Source organism: Dyadobacter soli (assembly GCF_900101885.1).
Lineage (GTDB): Bacteria > Bacteroidota > Bacteroidia > Cytophagales > Spirosomataceae > Dyadobacter > Dyadobacter soli.
Window position 1 is genome coordinate 76410 of the sequence record NZ_FNAN01000026.1, and the last position, 18283, is coordinate 94692.

Here is an 18283-nt window from a genome sequence, read left to right on the forward strand (position 1 = left end):
CACCGGCAAAACCATCGCGTCTTTAAGAAGTTTTGAAACCGATAACCTTTACCTTTGCGGTCGATTTTGAAATAAGCAACAGTTTTTAGAATGGCGATTGATTTTATAGAGGAACTACGCTGGCGGGGCATGCTGCACGACATGATGCCGGGAACACATGAGCAACTTCAAAAGGAGATGACATGCGGTTATATCGGCTTCGACCCGACGGCCCCTTCGCTGCACATCGGTAACCTCGCTACCATTATGCTTTTGGTGCATTTCCAACGTGCGGGCCACAAACCGATCGCATTAATCGGCGGCGCGACGGGGATGATCGGCGATCCTTCGTTCAAGGCGGCTGAGCGGTCGTTCCTCGATGAGGATACATTGCGGATTAACCAGGAGGGTATCCGCAAGCAGCTTGAATCGTTCCTGGATTTCAATTCCGGTGAAAATTCGGCTGAAATGGTCAATAACTACGACTGGTTCAAGGATATCGGCTTTTTGCAATTCCTGCGCGATGCGGGTAAGTATCTGAGTGTGAATTACATGATGTCGAAAGATTCTGTAAAAAAGCGCTTGGAAACCGGTATTTCGTTTACCGAGTTCTCATACCAGCTTTTGCAGGGCTACGATTTTTATCATTTATATAAAACCAAAAATGTCCGGCTGCAAATGGGCGGCTCCGATCAATGGGGCAACATTACGACCGGTACGGAAATTATCCGGCGCAAGGAAGGCGACGACGAGGACTATTTCAAAGCCTATGCATTGACCACGCCGCTTGTGACCAAAGCTGACGGTTCCAAATTCGGAAAGAGCGAAGGCGGCAACATCTGGCTCGATCCGGAGCGTACATCGCCTTACCAGTTCTACCAGTTCTGGCTCAACCAGAGCGACGACGATATGCCGCGTTACTTGCGCGTATTCTCGCTGAAAGGCCGCGACGAGATCGAGGCATTGGAAACCAGCCATGCCGCCGAGCCGCATTTACGCATTATGCAAAAGGCGCTGGCGTCGGAGCTTACGATCCGCATTCATTCTCAAAAGGCATTGGATCTGGTGTTGAAAGCTTCCGAAGTTTTGTACGGCAAAGCGACATTGGAAACACTTCAAAGCATTGAAGTGGACGAATTCGATACCATCTTCGACGGTGTTCCTCAAACGGAGATTACCCGTGCCGAATGGAACGAATGCGCGAACATTACCGACCTCGTATCGACAGTTACCCGCGGAGAAGTGTATGCTTCCAAAAGCGAGGCGCGCAGGGCGATCCAACAGAATGCGGTGAGTGTGAATAAATCAAAGGTAAGTTCTGCTGAACAAGCGTTGAGCGAGTTTGCATTGCTGCAAGACAGGTTTTTGCTGATCTCGAAAGGCAAGAAGAACCACCTCATCAAGGTAATATAATGTTTTGACCGGCTTGGCAGGCGATTAGGACTTGCCAAGCCGGTCAAAACTGAAAATAGCGGCGTCTTTATTTTTCTTTCCTGCAATGAGATCCGTGATGATCCCGGCGGCGATAATGCTGAACAGGATGCCGTTCCCTCCGAAACCCAATGCGAACAGCGTATTCGGGTGCTCTTTCACCCCTCCGATGAACGGCAGACCGTCTTTCGTCTCCGCAAAAGTGCCGCACCAGGTATAATCCGTTACAAAAGGTAAGTCCGGAAACATGCTCCGCGCATTCTTTTCCAGCTCGACAGATTTTCGGGGGAGCAGTTTGTCCCGTTTGATCGCGCTTTGGAACATTTCGTCTTTACCGCCAATCAGCACGCGGTTGTCTTCGGTGGTTCGGAGATACAAATAAGGCCGGGCGCTTTCCCATAGCGATGCATTTTCATACCAAAGTTCCTTTTTGTCCGGCATCGGCTTGCTCACGATCGCATAGGAGGAATGTAACCGCACAAAATTACGCGAGATCAGTTTCTGAGATTCATACCCGGCCGCGACGATCAGTTTCTTTGTTTTGACGACATTCCCATTGTCCAGAACAAGACTCGTGCCGGTGCGCTCGTGCCGTATATCCGTGATTTCGACGGTATCATATACACGCGCGCCCTTCCGGATGCATTCCTGCAAGAGCGCATGCGCGAGTGCGTAGGCATCCACCTGCGCAGCGTCGTGCGAGAGGATCGCCCCACTTTTGCGGATACCGGGGAAATGCGAACGTAACGTGCCCTGGTCCCACCATTCGACATCGATCCCGATCCGTTTTCGTGCCTCGTATTCTTTTGTCAACAACGGCAGATCATCCTTTTTGGACGCATAATACAAGCTCTTAACTTGCGAAAAGCTGGTTTTGACCTGCAAGGAATCCACAATTTCACGGGCTTTGTGAATGGCTTCCACACAAAGAAGATAGCTGCGTACCGCGTCTTTTTCGCCGACGAGGTTTATCAAATCCGTCAGCATCGTGTCTATTTCGTATTGCAGCAATGCCGTGGAACCGGATGTGCTACCAAGACCAATATGCCGTTTTTCCAACAAAACCACCGGAAAACCGGCTTGCGTAAGGTGCCAGGCCAGTAATGCGCCGGTAATGCCGCCGCCCATAATCACAATTTCGGCTGAAAGATTTTCTGTCAGAGCAGGGTAAGCGTGTAAAACCCCGTTTTTGTAAAACCAATGCGGCTGGCCACTGAGTAGATCCATCGGGTGTTTTTTGTTGACTTGATGAATCGGATGGTTAAAATTCTGTACCAGGGCGTTTTGTTTCAAATCAGCTCTTTCCGCCAAACGTAATCAAAACCGGCGCGGCCGTCGGGTTATATTGATGCGACTGCCACCGGTAAAGAACCGAATGTGACCGGTCGATCATTTAAGAAGGAAGCGACCGGTTCGAATTCTTACCTTGAAAGCATTCGAACCGCTAAATCAGCTATGAAATATTCTCTAATCGTATTTACGCTATTATTATTCAGTGGAGTATCATTCGCGCAAACCAAAAGTCCGGTTTGGACCGAGCAAGAGCGACAGATTTTGTTAGAAGGGTTGCGCTCTTCGCAAAATGACCTCATTAGTGCAGTACAAGGCTTAACAAAGAACCAAATCCGCTTCAAGTCTGACAGTACAAGCTGGTCTATTGCGGAGATTGTAGAGCATTTAGCGGTGTATGATGAACTGCTTTACTGGGATTTATTGAACAAACAATATTCGCCCGAAATGCCGGAGTGGGTTGAGAAAGTGAAAGGACTTGACTCGGTAATGATCGCTTATACTGATGACCCGGTCAAGTTGAAAGCACCATTTATCGCCCAACCACTAGGCCGTTTTGAAAATGAAAAAGATCTGATAGCGTATTTTAACCGCTACCGGAGTGAATTGGTCAAGCTTATCAGTGAAACCAAAACTGATTTCAGGCTACATTTTGTTTTTCGCTCGAAGGATGCGGGAGTCTGGCGGGTTAGAGATTTGCAACAATATACACTACTCTGGATTGCACATACGCAGCGCCATACCAATCAGATCAAGCGTGTAAAGGCCCATCAAAATTATCCCAAATAGACCGCCCGGCACTCACTTCACGCCTTCCCCGAGAAAGTATTCAAAACCGGAGCGGCTGTGGGGTTGTATTGGTACGACTGCCAGGTGTGGTCGTTGTAGATTTCCACAATGCGATAGCCTTTGTATGAAGTTCCCCAGCTGCCGCCGAAATGGCCGTCGAAGAAATAGGGCTTTTTGCCGTAGATTTTGGTGCTGTCCTGATCGTGGTCGTGGCCGTTGAAAATGGCTTTCACATTCGGCGTGTTTTCAAAAAGTTCGATTACTTCTTTGCATTCAATGCCGTTCACGGTCCATTTGGCCGGGGTAATGTGCAGGAACACAAAAATGCCTTTCTTGTCTTTGTGTTTAGCGAGTTCGTTGCGTAGCCAGGTTGCGTCCGGGCATACGTATTCGCCTTTTTCATTGGAAGTGTCGCCTACTACGAATGCATATTCTCCTTTGGCGAAACTGTGGTTGGTAGGGTAGCCCCAGGTGCTTTGCCAAACGTCCAATCCCACTTTGTCGTGGTTGCCGCGGCTCACATAATAAGGTACGCTCAGGTTCGAGATCGTGTTTTTGAAATCGTATAATAAGGTAGGGTCGTCGTGAATGAGGTCGCCGTTAATAAACAGGAAATCAACCCCTTTTTGAAGTTTTTCGCGGTTAACCCAGCTTACCAGGTCGGCATGAAATGCCTTGAACTCCGTGTCCGGCTGCCCGTAATGCCCGTCGGACGCGACGATGAACCGCAATGCGATATTTGCAGCCGGTTGCGCTTTGGCGGGTTCCGATAAATAGGTGATTCCGGATAATGCAGGCAGGAGTTTTAAAAAAGACCGTCGCTGGAAAGTCATGGTTTAGCGGGTTAGGATGAACAGAAACAGGGTTTTCAAAAATAGTTATTCGTCCGTTATATTTCCTTAATCTTGCACCTTGTTATCAATATTTAACAAAAAACGGAATACATGGACCGGCTAATTCTGCAAAAAGCGGCTTCCTACTGTGCTTACCAGGAGCGGACGCAGGACGAGGTGAAGCAGCGGCTGAAAAAATGGAATGTGTGGGGCGACGAGGCCGACGAGATCATCGCCGAGCTGATTTCCATGAATTATCTCAGTGAAGAGCGCTTTGCGAAAACCTATGCCGGAGGCAAATTCAGGGTCAAAAACTGGGGCAGGATGAAAATCAGGCAGGAACTCAACCGTCGCGGCCTGAGCACATACAGCATTGAAAAAGGTATGAACGAAATCGGCGACGAAGACTATGTGGCTGGTTTGCGCGAGTTGCTTGCAAAGAAGCGGAATTTGCTTTCGAAAACGGAAACCGATCCCTTTAAATTGAAACAAAAACTGGCCCGGTTCGCGCTGGGAAAGGGCTATGAGAGCGAGCTGGTGTGGAAGGAAATAGGAGAGTTGTAAAAGTTGTCGCCCTGAGCGACCCGGCGGCCCGGTCCGCTCAGGGCGATAGACCACTTAGAAGTCGGAATCAAACGAAATCTTGTGTGCGGACTCTTTGTCCTTCACACCACTCATTACACCCGCTTTCTGATATTCTCCCACGCGTTTTTCGAAGAAGTTGGTCTTGCCCGGAAGCGAGATCAGCTCCATGAAATCGAACGGGTTGGCCGAACCGAATTGTTTCGGGCAGCCGAGTCTTTCGAGCCAGAAATCGGCAATGTACTCGATGTACTGCTTCATCAAATCGGCATTCATACCGATCAGCGACACCGGAAGTGCCTCGCTTACGAACTCTTTCTCGATTTCCACCGCGTCCAGCATAATCTCGATCACGCGCTCCTGCGGTAACTGGTTCAGAATGTGTTTGGTATAAAGCAAGCATGCAAACTCGCAATGCAGGCCTTCGTCGCGGGAGATCAGCTCGTTGGAGAACGAAAGTCCAGGCATAAGGCCGCGTTTTTTCAGCCAGAAGATCGAGCAAAACGATCCTGAAAAGAAGATACCTTCCACCGCTGCAAACGCGATGATACGTTCTGCAAACACAGGGCTGTTGATCCATTTCAATGCCCAGTCGGCCTTTTTCTGCACGCAGGGGATTGTTTCGATGGCACGAAGCAGCCTGTCTTTTTCAACCGGATCTTTAATGTACGTGTCGATCAGCAATGAATAGGTTTCGGAGTGGATGTTCTCCATCGCAATTTGGAACCCGTAGAAGCATTTTGCTTCGGCATATTGCACTTCGCTAAGAAAGTTGACAGCCAGGTTTTCGTTGACGATGCCGTCGGATGCCGCAAAGAATGCCAGCACGTGGGAAATGAAATGCCTTTCTCCGTCACTCAGGTTCTCCCAGTCTTTCATATCCTGCGACAAATCGATTTCCTCGGCCGTCCAGAATGAAGCCTCATGACGTTTGTACATTTCCCATATATCGGAATGCTTGATAGGGAATAAAACAAACCGCAAGGGGTCTTCGGTCAACAGGGGTTCCTGTCTGGTAAGTTCTTGTGACATAATTAATTAGAGTATTTTACTGGGATCAGAATGATATAACGTTAGTACTTGCCGTTGGCTCTGAAAGCCGGGCCGGAAGAAAACAAAGCTACATGCTTTGGGCTAGAATTCAAACAAAGTTGGCCGACATCTGGCCACTGAAAAACTGAACCTGGCCGATTGGTAATTATTAATGTGAGGTGAATGTGGTTGTGGGTATAATGCAGCAGGGCGATGCTTTGGATGTCTACCCCGAAAATATTCTATATCGTTAAATCTACTACCTATGCCCGTCACAGGCCCGCGGCGATACGTCAATTTGTTCCGGAATGTTCGCAATCCATTCGAGTATATCTCTGATAAATTGCACGATCCCGGCGGAACGCTACACTTTACAACGAAACCGTATAAGCTTCATTTCGACGTTCCGGCGAGTCTCCATCAAGTATTCAAGGAGCTTTTTATGGCTGACGTATACAACATCGGGGCGCTGATGCGCGTATTGCCTGCGGATCCCCTTGTGATCGATATCGGCGCAAACGCCGGTTTTTTTGATATATTGCTTTTATCTAAAACAAAGAATGCCCAAATTTATGCGTATGAGCCTCTGGGCAGTAATATCGAACGAATGCGTTCTGTTGCATCCTCCAATCGCAGGTTTGATAATAGCGTGATCATCAATTCATTGGCCGTTACCGGGACACCCTGCGAAATGCTGCGTTTATATGCGCAGGATACGGATGATAATCAGGTGGTCGCTTCTTCGTTAAAAGATTTTAATACAGATAACACCAGGGAATTATTGATTCCTGCCACTTCATTTTCAGAAATAATGGCCGGAATGCCGAAGGCCAATGTCGATTTATTGAAAATGGATTGTGAAGGAAGTGAATATGATATTATTTTGAACACCCCGCCGGACGTTGTGCGCCGGGTTGAGAGAATGCTGATAGAGGTGCATGATATTGACAGTCAGTTTAATATAAATATATTTAGTCAATATCTTGGTGAGTTGGGCTACGATGTGAACTACACATCCATTAACGGTTTTTGTTATGCACTGGAAGCGTGCAGGAAATGAATAGTCAATTTATGTTGAAACGGATTCTGATTGATTGCGAGAGGATGAGGCACCCTCATACCGGGCTTTATCACTATTGCCTTCAATTAGGGAATTCTATTCTAAAAAAGGTAGGAGAGGATAGAGAAAAGATAGCTTTCTATTTGCCGAATTCCGCTGAGCATGCTTTTGGAGAGAATGCTAATTACGTTTCACAGCATTTTATTCACAAATTGTTTTTCCCTGACACTAAATCGGTAGATATCTGGCATTGTACTTATCAGGGTTCGAAATACTTCCCGTTCGGGAAAAAGGTTTCGGTTGTATTAACGATTCATGATCTGAATTTCATTTATGACGGGAATAGATCTGAGAAGCGTATCAATAAGTATTTGAATAGATTACAATTAAAAATAGACCGGGCGGACCACATTGTTGCGATTTCTAATTATGTTCTCGATGATTTAAAAAAATACCTGCAATTGGGAGATAAGCCTACGTCGGTGATTTACAACGGATGTAATATAGAGGACTCCGGAATTATCGACAAACCCGAAAAAGTGATTGAACAACCCTTTTTATTTACGATCGGAACGATTGTCGGTAAAAAGAATTTTCATGTCCTGCCTGCGTTGCTGGTGGGCAATGATTTTAAGTTGGTTATTGCGGGGATCGAGAGTAGCCAGGAATATAAAAAGACTATTATAAAGGAAGCACAGAAGCTGAATGTCCTCGACAGGCTGGTTTTTACGGGTCCTGTCTCGGAAAATGACAAGAAATGGTACCTCAGCAATTGTTCGGCTTTCGTGTTTCCGTCGATTGCGGAAGGCTTCGGATTGCCGGTTATTGAGGCGATGTACTATGGCAAGCCGGTCATTCTTTCGCGCTGCACATCATTGCCGGAGATCGGCGGTGACTGTGCCTATTATTTCGACAATTTCGAGCCTGAGCACATGCGTAATGTATTGAATGCAAGCCTCGAACATTATAATAAAACAAAACCCAGGGAAAGAATCCGGGACAGGGCCAGATTCTTTTCCTGGGAAAGGGCAGCTTCGGAATATCTCGAATTATATCGAAGCCTCGCTAGTTCAGTTTAATTACCTGCTGGTATTTCAGCATCATCCGGAAATTGTTGATCACATCGATAATTCCGATGTCCGAATGATGTTTCTTCATTTCTCTGTTAAAAGCCACTTTCTTCGCTTGCAGATTATCCCGGTTTTTGAAGAAATCCCAGTAAGCTTCTACTTTGAAGAATTGCAGTGTCAGAATGCCGAGCAGTACATCGCAAAGCAGGATTTGTAAATGCCATAATTTCAGGTCCATACCTTGCAAATGCAGGTAGTGAACGTAATAGCGGTTCCTGAAATGGATTCTTTTGATCGCCTTCTTGTGATTGTGGTTTTTAGTGCTGGCCGAAACTTCATGGCGACAAACCGCGTCGTGTTCGTAATAACATTTCCAGCCTAACCGCCAGGCGCGGATCGAAAGCTCCTGATCTTCGCCATAGTAAGGGTTAAACATTTCATTAAACCCGTTAATAGCTTTGAGTTTTTGCGTATCCATTAATGCAATTGCACCTGATAAATAAAATGTCGGCGTAAATGCATTGATATTTTCTAAATGAAAAAAGTCCGAAGATTTTATTTTTCTTCCTGATATTTTCGGCTCCCTTGCAGCTTCACGAATCAAATCATCATTCATACCGATGACCCGTCCCATTACACCGAAAGTGTCTTCCAATTCAAAATACTTATAAAGTTTTTCCATGTAACCAGGTTCAAGGGTTACATCGGTATTGAGAAGAAAGATCAGGTCATTGGTGGCATTCTGAATGCCTATATTGCAAGTCTCCGAAAATCCGGAATTGGTTTCTTTACAGATCAGCGTGATTTTACCGGCGTAATGTTCTTGTAAATATGCAACAGAATCATCTGTGGATGCATCGTCAATTACAATAATCTGAACACTGGTGTCGAGTTGTTGAAGGACCTTATAATTATGCTCAAAATATTTTTCGAACAGGTGTTTCCCGTTATAATTGGGAATTACTACTGATATACTTTTCATATACAATCGGTTATCAAGTTAGTTGAGAGTTTTTTCAATACCCGATTCTTTAATACTTCCTTGTAACAGGATGGCGTTCATGATCTTCTCCTTTGGTGAAATTATATAGCTCATTTCCATATCCTTACGGATATTTTTTGTACAAATATCAAGCCAGCGTCTGCGGGAGCTACGCCGCCTGAACTTATGACTCTGCTGTTAGGGAAATGGTTGGAAGAGGGTTGAGTGCACCGGGCATAAAACCTGGACGCCGAAATATAACTTCTATACTAACACTATGACGATTTTTTTATTGTACTCACTCACAACAATAAAGATTACATTAAAATTATACCTGTAACGTATAATCATCATAAAATGTAACAGTGCGAAGAAAATTCCTTTCTAAATCCATTTTTTTCTTCTGAAAAACCAAAGTACTACCAGCGACGAAAATACCATCAGCAGCAACGAAAGCCAGAAGCCCCACGGTTCACCGGTAGAGGGTATGTGCTCATAATTCATGCCGAAGATTCCAGCGATCAGCGTCGGGGGCATGAAGATGATCGTCACAACGGTGAAGATCTTGATCACCTGGCTCTGTTCGAGGTTGATGAGGCCCATGAAGGTGTTTTGCAGGTATTCCAGCCGCTCGAAATTGAAGGTCGTATATTCGAGGAGGGAGTTAATGTCTTTCAGAATAATGCGCAAGTGCTCTTTCCGGTCTTCGGGGAAATACTGGCTGCGGAGAATGCCGGAAAGCACGCGCTGCTTATCGATACTCGTTTCGCGGAGCATCATCGTGATTTCCTGCAATCCGCTGATGCGGATCAGGACTTCCTGCCGAGTCTTTTGTTCGTGCGTGAGGTCTTTGCTGATCGCCGAAATGTCTTTGGAAATGCCTTCCAGCGCATCCGCGTCGGCTTCGATGCGGGTTTCCAGTAGCAAAAGCATAAAATCGACGCCGCCCTGAATGCCGTCCGGACTCACTTTCATCTTTTTGACCGTGTCGGCAAACGTTTTGGAATCGCCCCGGCGATAAGTAAAAAGCACGTTTTGGTGGAGAATGAAAGAAACGGGATACGTTTCATAACCTTCCCGTTCTATTTTGAGGAAGTTGGAGTTGGCGTTTATCGTCTCATTCTGTTCAAAAAAACGCGAGCTGCTCTCGATTTCCACGATTTCCTGAGGCGTTTGAAAACTAATGTTGCATTTGTTTTCCACCCATTCCTCCTCCTCTGCACTCGGAGACTGTAAATCCACCCAGACGAGGTTCGGGATTTTCCCCAATTCGCGGATATCGTTTTCACGCTTGATGACTCTGCCGTCCTTATAGAATATGCGTACCATGCGTTAAAGTTGGGGAAAAAATCCGTACGCTTTGCCGTTCGTTCATCGGTGCCGCATTAGCTTGGAACGCTCACCGGTTAAAACTAACTTGTATTCGCCTAATTACACGCACTTGTGAAAGAGAAATTTTACCCGTTCGAGGCATCGGAGGATTACATGTACTTTTGGTTTGAAAGTAAATCGGAAAATCGCGTGGTTGCTAAATCGGTCGAATTTAGCAAGCTTGGTGCGCAGACGTATAATCTGGCATTTGGAGATGTCGATGAAAATGATGACTTGGATGATGTCGTTGTGAGTAACAACGGAGACATGCCGAAGGTGCTGGCAACAATAGCTCAAATTGTTATCGCGTTTTTGGGAGAGTACAATGATAAGCACATTTACTTTACTGGGAGCTCGCGTGCGCGAACGAGGCTTTACCGCGCGGTTTTAACCAGGGAAATCGACAATTGGTCACCAATCTTTGAGATTAGGGGTGTATATGACGGTAGAGCAATTCCTTTTCAAAGCAACATTGATTTTGAAAGTTTCATCATAAAACGTAAAAATTGAACTTATGAAGCCGAAACCCAAAAGCGACATTTTTGACTTGTCGAAAGTGAAAATTAATCCAAATCTGAAAAGCCACGCGAACGATCCGTTCGTTCGTCGCAAAGTGGAGGAAGCCAAGCGCGTGCTGAAATCTTTACAGCCGCCCATCGACGATATCTGCGATTAAATCCCGCGCTTTCCTGAAAGTGTCGTAAATTTGCGTGATGCAAAATACCGCTTCTCCCGGAATATTGACGACGCAGTTCTGGTTGCTGGGCCTTAGCTCGTTTCTCTTCTCTTCCAGCTTTAATATGCTGATTCCCGAGCTTCCGGCTTATCTTTCGAGCATGGGCGGGGCAGAATACAAGGGAGCAATAATAGGGCTTTTTACATTAACCGCGGGCCTTTCCAGGCCATTCAGTGGCAGACTTACGGACCGTGTCGGCAGGGTTCCGGTAATGGCTTTCGGGTCGTTAGTGTGTTTCGTATGCGGGTTTTTGTATCCTATTTTCACAACGGTGATGCCGTTCCTGCTACTCAGGCTCGTACATGGCTTTTCCACCGGCTTTAAACCAACCGGTACCGCGGCGTATGTAGCCGACATTGTGCCCGCCAATCGGCGGGGGGAAGCAATGGGCATTCACGGCATGTGTATGAGCGTTGGCTCCGCATTCGGGCCGGCGATCGGGAGCATGATCAGCGAAGCTTTCTCCCTGAATGCCCTTTTTTACACCTCATCTTTCCTTGCATTCCTTTCCATCGCGATCCTGCTGAATATGAAGGAAACTTTGCAGGAAAAACAAAAGCTTTCTTTAAAGTCATTTCAAATCACACGCCGGGATATTTTCGAGCCTGATGTGTTTAGCCCGGCGCTGATTACATTCCTTTGCTATTTCGGTTTCGGCGCGGTGGCGACGGTCACACCGGATTTCAGCAATTACCTGGGTTTGCAGAACCGCGGGTTATATTTCATGATGTTTACGATCTCTTCCATTATGGTCCGCCTTTTTGCGGGGAGAATATCCGACCGCCATGGTCGGATGCCTGTGACCATTGTAGGTTGCATTGTCCTGATTATCGCGATGATCCTCACCGGCTTTGCAGAATCCGTGGCGATGTTTCTCACCGGCGCTGCATTCTTCGGCATTGCCATGGGCATCCTGTCACCGGTACTTTCGGCGTGGACGGTCGACCTCAGCGGCGATCATAACCGAGGCCGGGCTATCGCGACGATGTTTATTTCTCTGGAAGCAGGCATCGGACTCGGTGCATTCCTTTCCGCCGAATTATTTGAAAATCAGCGTCAAAATCTTCCATTGGTGTTTTTCTCGATGGCCGCATTCGCATTGGCTGCGCTTTCTTACACAGTCATTATTTATCAGTTTAAAAAGCGCCGCGCCCGTGTTATTTGAGGATACTTACCAAAGCATTGCTGAACCAGCGGAAGGCTTTTTCAAGGATAAGGGAAGTAAATTCCTGGCTTACGCGTATCCCGTCACGAACGACGCAGAGGCCAAACTTTACCTTAACGACCTACGCGAATTACATCCCAAGGCAGTGCATCATTGCTATGCTTACCGCCTGGGTGCCGACAGGATGAGTTACCGGATGAGCGATGACGGCGAGCCATCGGGAACAGCGGGGCGCCCGATTCTCAATACATTATATTCGAAGAATGTTACAAATATTTTGGTAGTGGTTGTGCGGTATTTTGGAGGAACACTGCTCGGAGTACCAGGGTTGATCAACGCTTACAAAACCGCCACCGAAGCGGCTCTGGACGTTTCGCAGATTATCACCCGGCATTATTTCAGCGTTTACAGGCTGTCATTTCAATATCCGCAAATGAATGATGTCATGCGGATCGTGAAGGAAATGGAGCTGCCCGTGCGTGCGCAAGCGTTTGAAATGCAATGCACAATGGAAGTTGAAGTGCGTTCCACGCTCGTCGAGCGGTTTATCACGCGCTCCGAAAAAGTGGAAGGCTTGTCGGTGGAACTCGCCGACTAGTTGTTTTCGCGAAGCATTCGCACAAAATCGTCTTCGTAATCCTTGATCGCCTTCAAAAGCTCCTGTAATTCTTTTTCCTCCGGGGTGCCCTTCTTTGCGTCGAACAGCTCATCCGCCCGTTCGGAGGCTTTTTCGTATTCGCTCTCGTTTGTGATTTTCATGATTGCAGCTGTTTGAAAGTTTTCTCAAAAGTATTTCATTGTTTTTCAATGCACAAAAAAACCGGCACGAAGGCCGGCTCTTTCGGGGTGCGTTAGTGGGTTATGCCAGAATCAATATTCCGGATTTTGAACTAAGGTCGGTTGCCCGTCTTTCTGGCTGTTGAGGATTTCGTCCTGAGGCAGAGGGAAATACAGGTTTTTCTTGGTGAATGTTTTACCTGCCATGTATCCTCGCTTGTTGAACGCGCGGCCCGACGGCTCTTTGCCCGGCACGGCTTCTTCCGCAGAGTATTTGTTCAATACTTTTTCGGCGATTCCCCAGCGTACCAGGTCGAAGAAGCGGTGGCCTTCCATTGCAAATTCCAGGCGCTGCTCCATCCTTACCGCGTTTCTCGCATAGTCGGCACCTTTTGCGGCGAATGTTCCTGCCGGATACGGTTCAACTTTGTAAGTAACGGATTCGTCCTGTACAGAGCCGGTTTTCGCGCGGACGCGCAGCTGATTTACCAGATCCTGGGCCACTGCCAGGTTGCCCAGTTCCACTTCGCATTCGGCAAGCCAGAGCAATACGTTCGACAGCTTGATCAAACGATAGTTGTTGTTCACATTCCGTTTGCTGGTAGAGTGCGTAGTGCTGTTTTCTTCCGCCAGATAATACATCCATTTTTTACCTGTAAAAGGTCCGGCATAAGCCTGGTCACGAATCCACGTCGAACCGGGCATTGGGCCCCAGTCGAGGAAGTTCACACCGCGGCGGCCGACGGTCCAGTCGAGGCGGGGGTCTACGGGAATGCTTTTGTCCAGCGTAAATGCGGTCGATGCCACGATGCCCTGGTCATTAGGCAAATCCACTTTGTTGTAGGTATCCAAGGAACCATCGGCAGCAGCTCCGATCATCGGGAGCCCGTTCTCGGTTTTGAATGCATTCACCAGGTTGTGGGATGGCTGGTAGAAGCCGCAGCATCCGCGTCCGGGAGCGGTTGCAGAGTAAGGCCAGTTGAGGTTATCCCCCGCGTTACCATTGTTGCCGTTGGTTCCGTCGTTTACCGAGAATTGTACTTCCATAATCGACTCGGTATTGTTGTTGCCGGTTGTGCGGTAGTTGTCATGGTAATTTGCTACCAGTTTTTTACCGGAGTTTTTTACCACGTCGTCCAGTAGTTCTTTCGCCTTGTCCCATTTTTTCTGGAAAAGCAGCGCCTTGGCGAGATATGCTTTTGCAGCCCATTTGGTAGCACGCCCCTTCTGCGCTTGTGTTACGGGAAGATTATCAGCTGCGAACTGGAAATCTGCCTCGATTTCAGGCCAGATATCTTTTGTGTTAGGCACTTTTGTCGAATTAGGGTCGCCGGAATCATAAATCTTATCATCGATATAGGGCACCTTGTTCCACATTTTCTTGGCCTCGAAGTGATAGTGACCGCGGAGGAAACGGGCTTCTGCTACTACCTGGAGCTTTTCTGCATCGGTCATATCCTTCACGTCCGGGCTTCCGGCGATCTGGATCACCTCGTTTGCACGGGCAACGCCATCGTAGGAATGCCACCATTTACCGAGGAAATAGGTATTGTCGGAAAGCCAGTTGTACTGTTCGATGAACGATTGTTCGGGCTGGTCACCGGCATCGGTACCTTTCACGGCATCATCGCTGCTGATACCGCCGAAAACGTAGTTCGAGATCGTCGACTGGCGACCGGTGTTACCCGCTCCCACGCCATCGAGCAGCGAATAGGCGCCTATAAGCAAGGCATTAACACCGTTTTTGTTGCTGAGTTGCTCCTTCGATGCGCGCCCTTGCGGTTTCAGATCAAAGAAGTCGTCGGAGCAGGAGAAGCTCAGGCCGACCAGCATGCATATTAATAATGTCTTTTTCATATATGTTCTCTGTAATGAAGATCAATGGATAAACTAGAAATTGAAACGCAAGCCACCGAGGAACGATTTAGCCACAGGGTAGGAGCCTTCGTCCACGCCCATGTGCGTATCCTGGTTGTTTTCGCCCGATCTTCTCAGGTTAATATCCGGGTCAAGTCCTGTGTATTTCGTAAATGTGAACAGGTTTTGGCCCTGAACGTAGATTTGAGCTGATCCCAGTTTTACTTTTTTCAGCCAGGAAGAAGGCAGATTGAACGTGAGCTGGATGTTTTTCAAACGGAAGTAAGAGCCATCTTCCAGGAAGTAGGACGAAACCTGCTGGCTGGTAGCATCGCCTGAATTCAGACGGGGTAATTTCGCATCGTCTCCCGATTTTTTCCAGGAATCATATAACATCGTTTTCGAACGGTTGCCCTGGAATACGTTGAAATCCGTCCAGTACTTCACATAATTGAAGATTTCGTTGCCCTGTACGCCTTGTCCGAATAAGGTCAGATCAAACCATTTCCAGCCTAAGCCAACATTGATACCGTAGTTGAAATCGGGGTGTGGACTGCCGATAATGGTACGGTCGGCTGCGGTAATCACTCCGTCGCCATTCACATCGCGGAATTTGAAAGTACCTTCTCTTGTGTAGGACCCGAATTTCGGAGCAGCATCAGCCTCTGCCTGATTTTTGATCACCCCATCCACAAAGTAGCCGTAATAGCTTGCGATCGGCAGCCCTGCTTTTGAAGCAGACATTGCCGGCAGACGGGTAGTGAAACCGAAAATGGTCGCATTCGGGTCATTGTTCAGTTTCAGTACTTCATTTTTGTAATGCCCGAAGTTCACGCCGAACATGTAGCTGAAATCACCTTTTTTGTCCCGGAAATTTACACCGAGATCGACCCCGCGGTTGCGCACTTCACCGATGTTACTGTAAGAGATCGTTCCGAAACCGGCTGTTCTTGGCACGGGGATTTGCGAAAGCATGTCGGTAGTAATGCGGTTGTAAAGGTCGAGCACCACTTCCAATTTGCTGTTGAACAGACTCGCATCAATACCGATGTTGGTCGAAGTATTGGTTTCCCACTTGCCATTGGAATTACCAAACTGCACGAGGTCGAAGCCCCCTACGATCGACGTACCGGTACCGTTGATGTCATAGCCGTTGTTCTGAGGATCGGCGGCATAGAGGGTGTAAGCATTGTAAACGTTAGGGATGAGCTGGTTACCGGTTTTACCCCAGCCGAAGCGAACTTTCAAATCATCGACGAATTTAACCGGCTTCATGAATGCCAGCTCTGTCATACGCAATCCCAGCGAGAATGCGGGGAAGGTACCGTAGCGCTTGGCTTCCGCGAAGCGGGACGATCCGTCACGACGTAATGTAACGTCGGCAAGGATGAGCTCTTTAAATGAATAGTTGACCTTTCCGAACAACGAGAAGAGCGCGGTTTCTGTCGGGCCAGGGCCTGCATTGCTCAAACCGGCGGCTGAACCGGCATCGAGAAAGCGATAATCGAGATCGTCGAATGCAAATCCGCTCCGGCTTGCGCGGAACTCACCGGCGTAAGTTTTCACGGCTTCCGTACCTGCCAGCACGTTGAAGCTGTGTACGCCTACTGATTTGGCATAATTCAACGTGTTGAACCAGGTGTATGAACGGTCCACGTTATTGATCACGTTCAAACTGTTGGCGTTTCTTGCTTCCGCAGCTTCAATATCGCGGTGAAAATATTCCGAGCGGTTCGATTGGTTGTACTCGATACCAAGACTGGTGCGGGCGTACAGGCCAGGAAGGATGTCGATCTGCGCGAACACATTACCGAATGCGTGCGTACCTTTTGTCAGGTTGTCTTTTTCGCGGTACAGGCGGGCGAGCGGGTTGGGTGCGTTGCCAAGGTTACTACCACGGCTTCCTGCAAATCCGTTATAATCGGAGGTGTTGTTTCCGCCAAGTGCTCTCGGGCCACCTGTAATATCGAATACCGGGATGATCGGGTGTACCCGGATCGCGAACATGATCGGGTTACTTTCGTCGTTGTTGGTGATACCCTGTCTCTGGTCGTAGGAGAATGTAAAGTTTTCACCCACGGTGACGATGCCTTTTTTGAATTCGGTATTCGCACGCACCGAGTATCTTTTGTACTTCGTGTATCTCAAAATACCGTTTTGTTGAAAGTAGTTGGCCGACAGCGCATATTTAGCTACGTCCGAGCCGCCGGAAGCGCCGATTTGATAGTTTGAAATTGACGCCGGGTCAAAGATAACGTCCTGCCAATCGGTACCTTCCTTGTTAGCCTTGGTAATGTTGAATGCAGTTTTGCCAAGCGCGGGGTCAGCGATGTCGTTGGTGTAGGTGTAGCTGGCTGGCAGTGTCTCATTGGGGTCATTCGGATTCTTAAAGTAGTAGTTCGGGTAAATGTAATCTGCGATCGTCTGGTTACCCTGTTCATCGAATTTGTATTGGGCGGAAGGCGATGTTACCGAAGGGTTTTTACCCGCACCGAGATCAGCTTCGTAAAGGTATTGGCCCAATTCCCTGGTATTAAGAAGATCCAGCATCTTGCCGGGGCGCTGGGTACCGGTATAGAAGTCGAAAGTAATGTTCGGCGCACCGGTTTTACCTTTTTTAGTAGTGATAATTACCACCCCATTGGCCGCGCGAGCACCGTAAATGGATGCCGCGGAAGCGTCTTTCAGTACCTGCATCGACTCGATGTCGTTCGGGTTGATCTGGTTCAATGTACCCTGGGTAGGCACGCCGTCGATCACGTACAGCGGGCTGTTGTTGTTGATCGAGCCGAAACCGCGGATACGCACCATGGTACCACCACCGGGTGAGTTGTCATTTCCGACGGTAACCCCGGACGCCCGTCCTTGCAGCATTTGCGTAACGCTGGCAGTAGGAACAGAGGTGAGTTCTTTGGGGTTAATCACCGTTACAGCACCGGTAATGTCTTTTTTGCGCTGTGCCGCATAACCGGTTACCACCACTTCGCTCAGGTTCTTGATGTCGTCTTCCATCGCCACGTCGATGGTGGTCTGGTTGCCGACGGGTATTTCCTTTTTAATCAAACCGATAGAGGAAAAAACGAGAATGGCGCCGGAGCCTTTCGCTTCGATGGCGTAGACGCCGTCTGCATCGGTTACCGTACCGACATTCGTTCCTTTCAGTTGCACGTTCACACCGGGAATGCCGGTTCCATCAGCAGAGGAGGTTACTTTACCCTTGACCTGATGATCCTGGGCGTGAGATAAATGTGCTGCTATTGCAAACAGCATAATCATGACACCCCGGAAAAGCGGGACTAGTAAATGTTTGTTCATAAATTGATTAGGGG

The 18283-nt window shown here is 47.9% G+C and carries 17 protein-coding genes; 9 read left to right on the plus strand and 8 right to left on the minus strand.

Annotated elements, in window-relative coordinates:
- The first annotated feature begins 96 nt into the window (after nt 1-96).
- Nucleotides 97-1392, plus strand: coding sequence for a tyrosine--tRNA ligase (tyrS, locus tag BLQ88_RS32355; protein WP_090157201.1), 1296 nt, complete (start codon nt 97-99; stop codon nt 1390-1392).
- A gap of 24 nt (nt 1393-1416) precedes the next feature.
- Here tyrS and BLQ88_RS32360 read toward each other — a convergent pair whose 3' ends face one another.
- Nucleotides 1417-2637 carry an NAD(P)/FAD-dependent oxidoreductase gene (locus BLQ88_RS32360; RefSeq protein ID WP_143016985.1) on the minus strand — a complete coding sequence of 407 codons (1221 nt, stop codon included), beginning with the start codon at nt 2635-2637 and terminating at the stop codon, nt 1417-1419.
- Between the two features lie 228 nt (nt 2638-2865).
- Between BLQ88_RS32360 and BLQ88_RS32365 the strand changes: the two genes are divergently transcribed.
- Nucleotides 2866-3489 (plus strand): DinB family protein, encoded by a 624-nt coding sequence (locus BLQ88_RS32365; protein WP_090157169.1) that lies wholly within the window; start codon nt 2866-2868, stop codon nt 3487-3489.
- 17 nt (nt 3490-3506) lie between these two features.
- On the opposite strand, the gene BLQ88_RS32370 is transcribed toward BLQ88_RS32365, so the two are convergent.
- Nucleotides 3507-4322: a metallophosphoesterase family protein gene (locus BLQ88_RS32370; protein ID WP_090157170.1), complete on the minus strand. Its 816-nt coding sequence runs from the start codon at nt 4320-4322 to the stop codon at nt 3507-3509.
- 111 nt (nt 4323-4433) lie between these two features.
- Here BLQ88_RS32370 and BLQ88_RS32375 point away from each other — a divergent pair, with 111 nt between their 5' ends.
- The gene (locus tag BLQ88_RS32375) at nt 4434-4886 is read left to right on the plus strand and encodes a regulatory protein RecX (protein ID WP_090157171.1); all 453 of its coding nucleotides are present in this window, start codon (nt 4434-4436) and stop codon (nt 4884-4886) included.
- A gap of 54 nt (nt 4887-4940) precedes the next feature.
- On the opposite strand, the gene BLQ88_RS32380 is transcribed toward BLQ88_RS32375, so the two are convergent.
- Nucleotides 4941-5936 (minus strand): ribonucleoside-diphosphate reductase small subunit, encoded by a 996-nt coding sequence (locus BLQ88_RS32380; RefSeq protein ID WP_090157172.1) that lies wholly within the window; start codon nt 5934-5936, stop codon nt 4941-4943.
- 265 nt (nt 5937-6201) lie between these two features.
- On the opposite strand from BLQ88_RS32380, the gene BLQ88_RS32385 reads away from it, so the two are divergent.
- The gene (locus BLQ88_RS32385; protein ID WP_090157173.1) at nt 6202-6996 is read left to right on the plus strand and encodes an FkbM family methyltransferase; all 795 of its coding nucleotides are present in this window, start codon (nt 6202-6204) and stop codon (nt 6994-6996) included.
- An 11-nt stretch (nt 6997-7007) separates the two neighbouring features.
- Entirely contained in the window at nt 7008-8075 is a 1068-nt protein-coding gene (locus BLQ88_RS32390; protein ID WP_229212959.1) for a glycosyltransferase family 4 protein, read from the plus strand.
- Here the strand turns inward: BLQ88_RS32390 and BLQ88_RS32395 are convergent.
- Nucleotides 8062-9048: a glycosyltransferase family 2 protein gene (locus BLQ88_RS32395; protein WP_090157174.1), complete on the minus strand. Its 987-nt coding sequence runs from the start codon at nt 9046-9048 to the stop codon at nt 8062-8064. The genes BLQ88_RS32390 and BLQ88_RS32395 overlap by 14 nt on opposite strands.
- A gap of 384 nt (nt 9049-9432) precedes the next feature.
- Complete coding sequence (gene corA / locus BLQ88_RS32400; RefSeq protein WP_090157175.1) at nt 9433-10377, minus strand: magnesium/cobalt transporter CorA; 945 nt, start codon at nt 10375-10377, stop codon at nt 9433-9435.
- A gap of 114 nt (nt 10378-10491) precedes the next feature.
- Between corA and BLQ88_RS32405 the strand changes: the two genes are divergently transcribed.
- The 4 genes from BLQ88_RS32405 to BLQ88_RS32415 are packed head-to-tail and all read left to right on the plus strand — an operon-like array spanning nt 10492 to nt 12918.
- The gene (locus tag BLQ88_RS32405; RefSeq protein WP_143016986.1) at nt 10492-10929 is read left to right on the plus strand and encodes a DUF6934 family protein; all 438 of its coding nucleotides are present in this window, start codon (nt 10492-10494) and stop codon (nt 10927-10929) included.
- Nucleotides 10930-10933: 4 nt separating this feature from the next.
- Complete coding sequence (locus BLQ88_RS36940; RefSeq protein ID WP_176885178.1) at nt 10934-11095, plus strand: hypothetical protein; 162 nt, start codon at nt 10934-10936, stop codon at nt 11093-11095.
- Nucleotides 11096-11132: 37 nt separating this feature from the next.
- The gene (locus BLQ88_RS32410; RefSeq protein WP_090157177.1) at nt 11133-12320 is read left to right on the plus strand and encodes an MFS transporter; all 1188 of its coding nucleotides are present in this window, start codon (nt 11133-11135) and stop codon (nt 12318-12320) included.
- Nucleotides 12310-12918, plus strand: coding sequence for an IMPACT family protein (locus BLQ88_RS32415; protein WP_090157178.1), 609 nt, complete (start codon nt 12310-12312; stop codon nt 12916-12918). The genes BLQ88_RS32410 and BLQ88_RS32415 overlap by 11 nt, the downstream gene beginning before the upstream one ends.
- On the opposite strand, the gene BLQ88_RS36945 is transcribed toward BLQ88_RS32415, so the two are convergent.
- The 3 genes from BLQ88_RS36945 to BLQ88_RS32425 form a co-directional block, all read right to left on the minus strand.
- Complete coding sequence (locus BLQ88_RS36945) at nt 12915-13079, minus strand: hypothetical protein (protein WP_176885179.1); 165 nt, start codon at nt 13077-13079, stop codon at nt 12915-12917. The genes BLQ88_RS32415 and BLQ88_RS36945 overlap by 4 nt on opposite strands.
- A gap of 111 nt (nt 13080-13190) precedes the next feature.
- The gene (locus BLQ88_RS32420; RefSeq protein WP_090157179.1) at nt 13191-14954 is read right to left on the minus strand and encodes a RagB/SusD family nutrient uptake outer membrane protein; all 1764 of its coding nucleotides are present in this window, start codon (nt 14952-14954) and stop codon (nt 13191-13193) included.
- A 33-nt stretch (nt 14955-14987) separates the two neighbouring features.
- Nucleotides 14988-18269: a SusC/RagA family TonB-linked outer membrane protein gene (locus BLQ88_RS32425; protein WP_229212960.1), complete on the minus strand. Its 3282-nt coding sequence runs from the start codon at nt 18267-18269 to the stop codon at nt 14988-14990.
- Between the last annotated feature and the right edge of the window lie 14 nt (nt 18270-18283).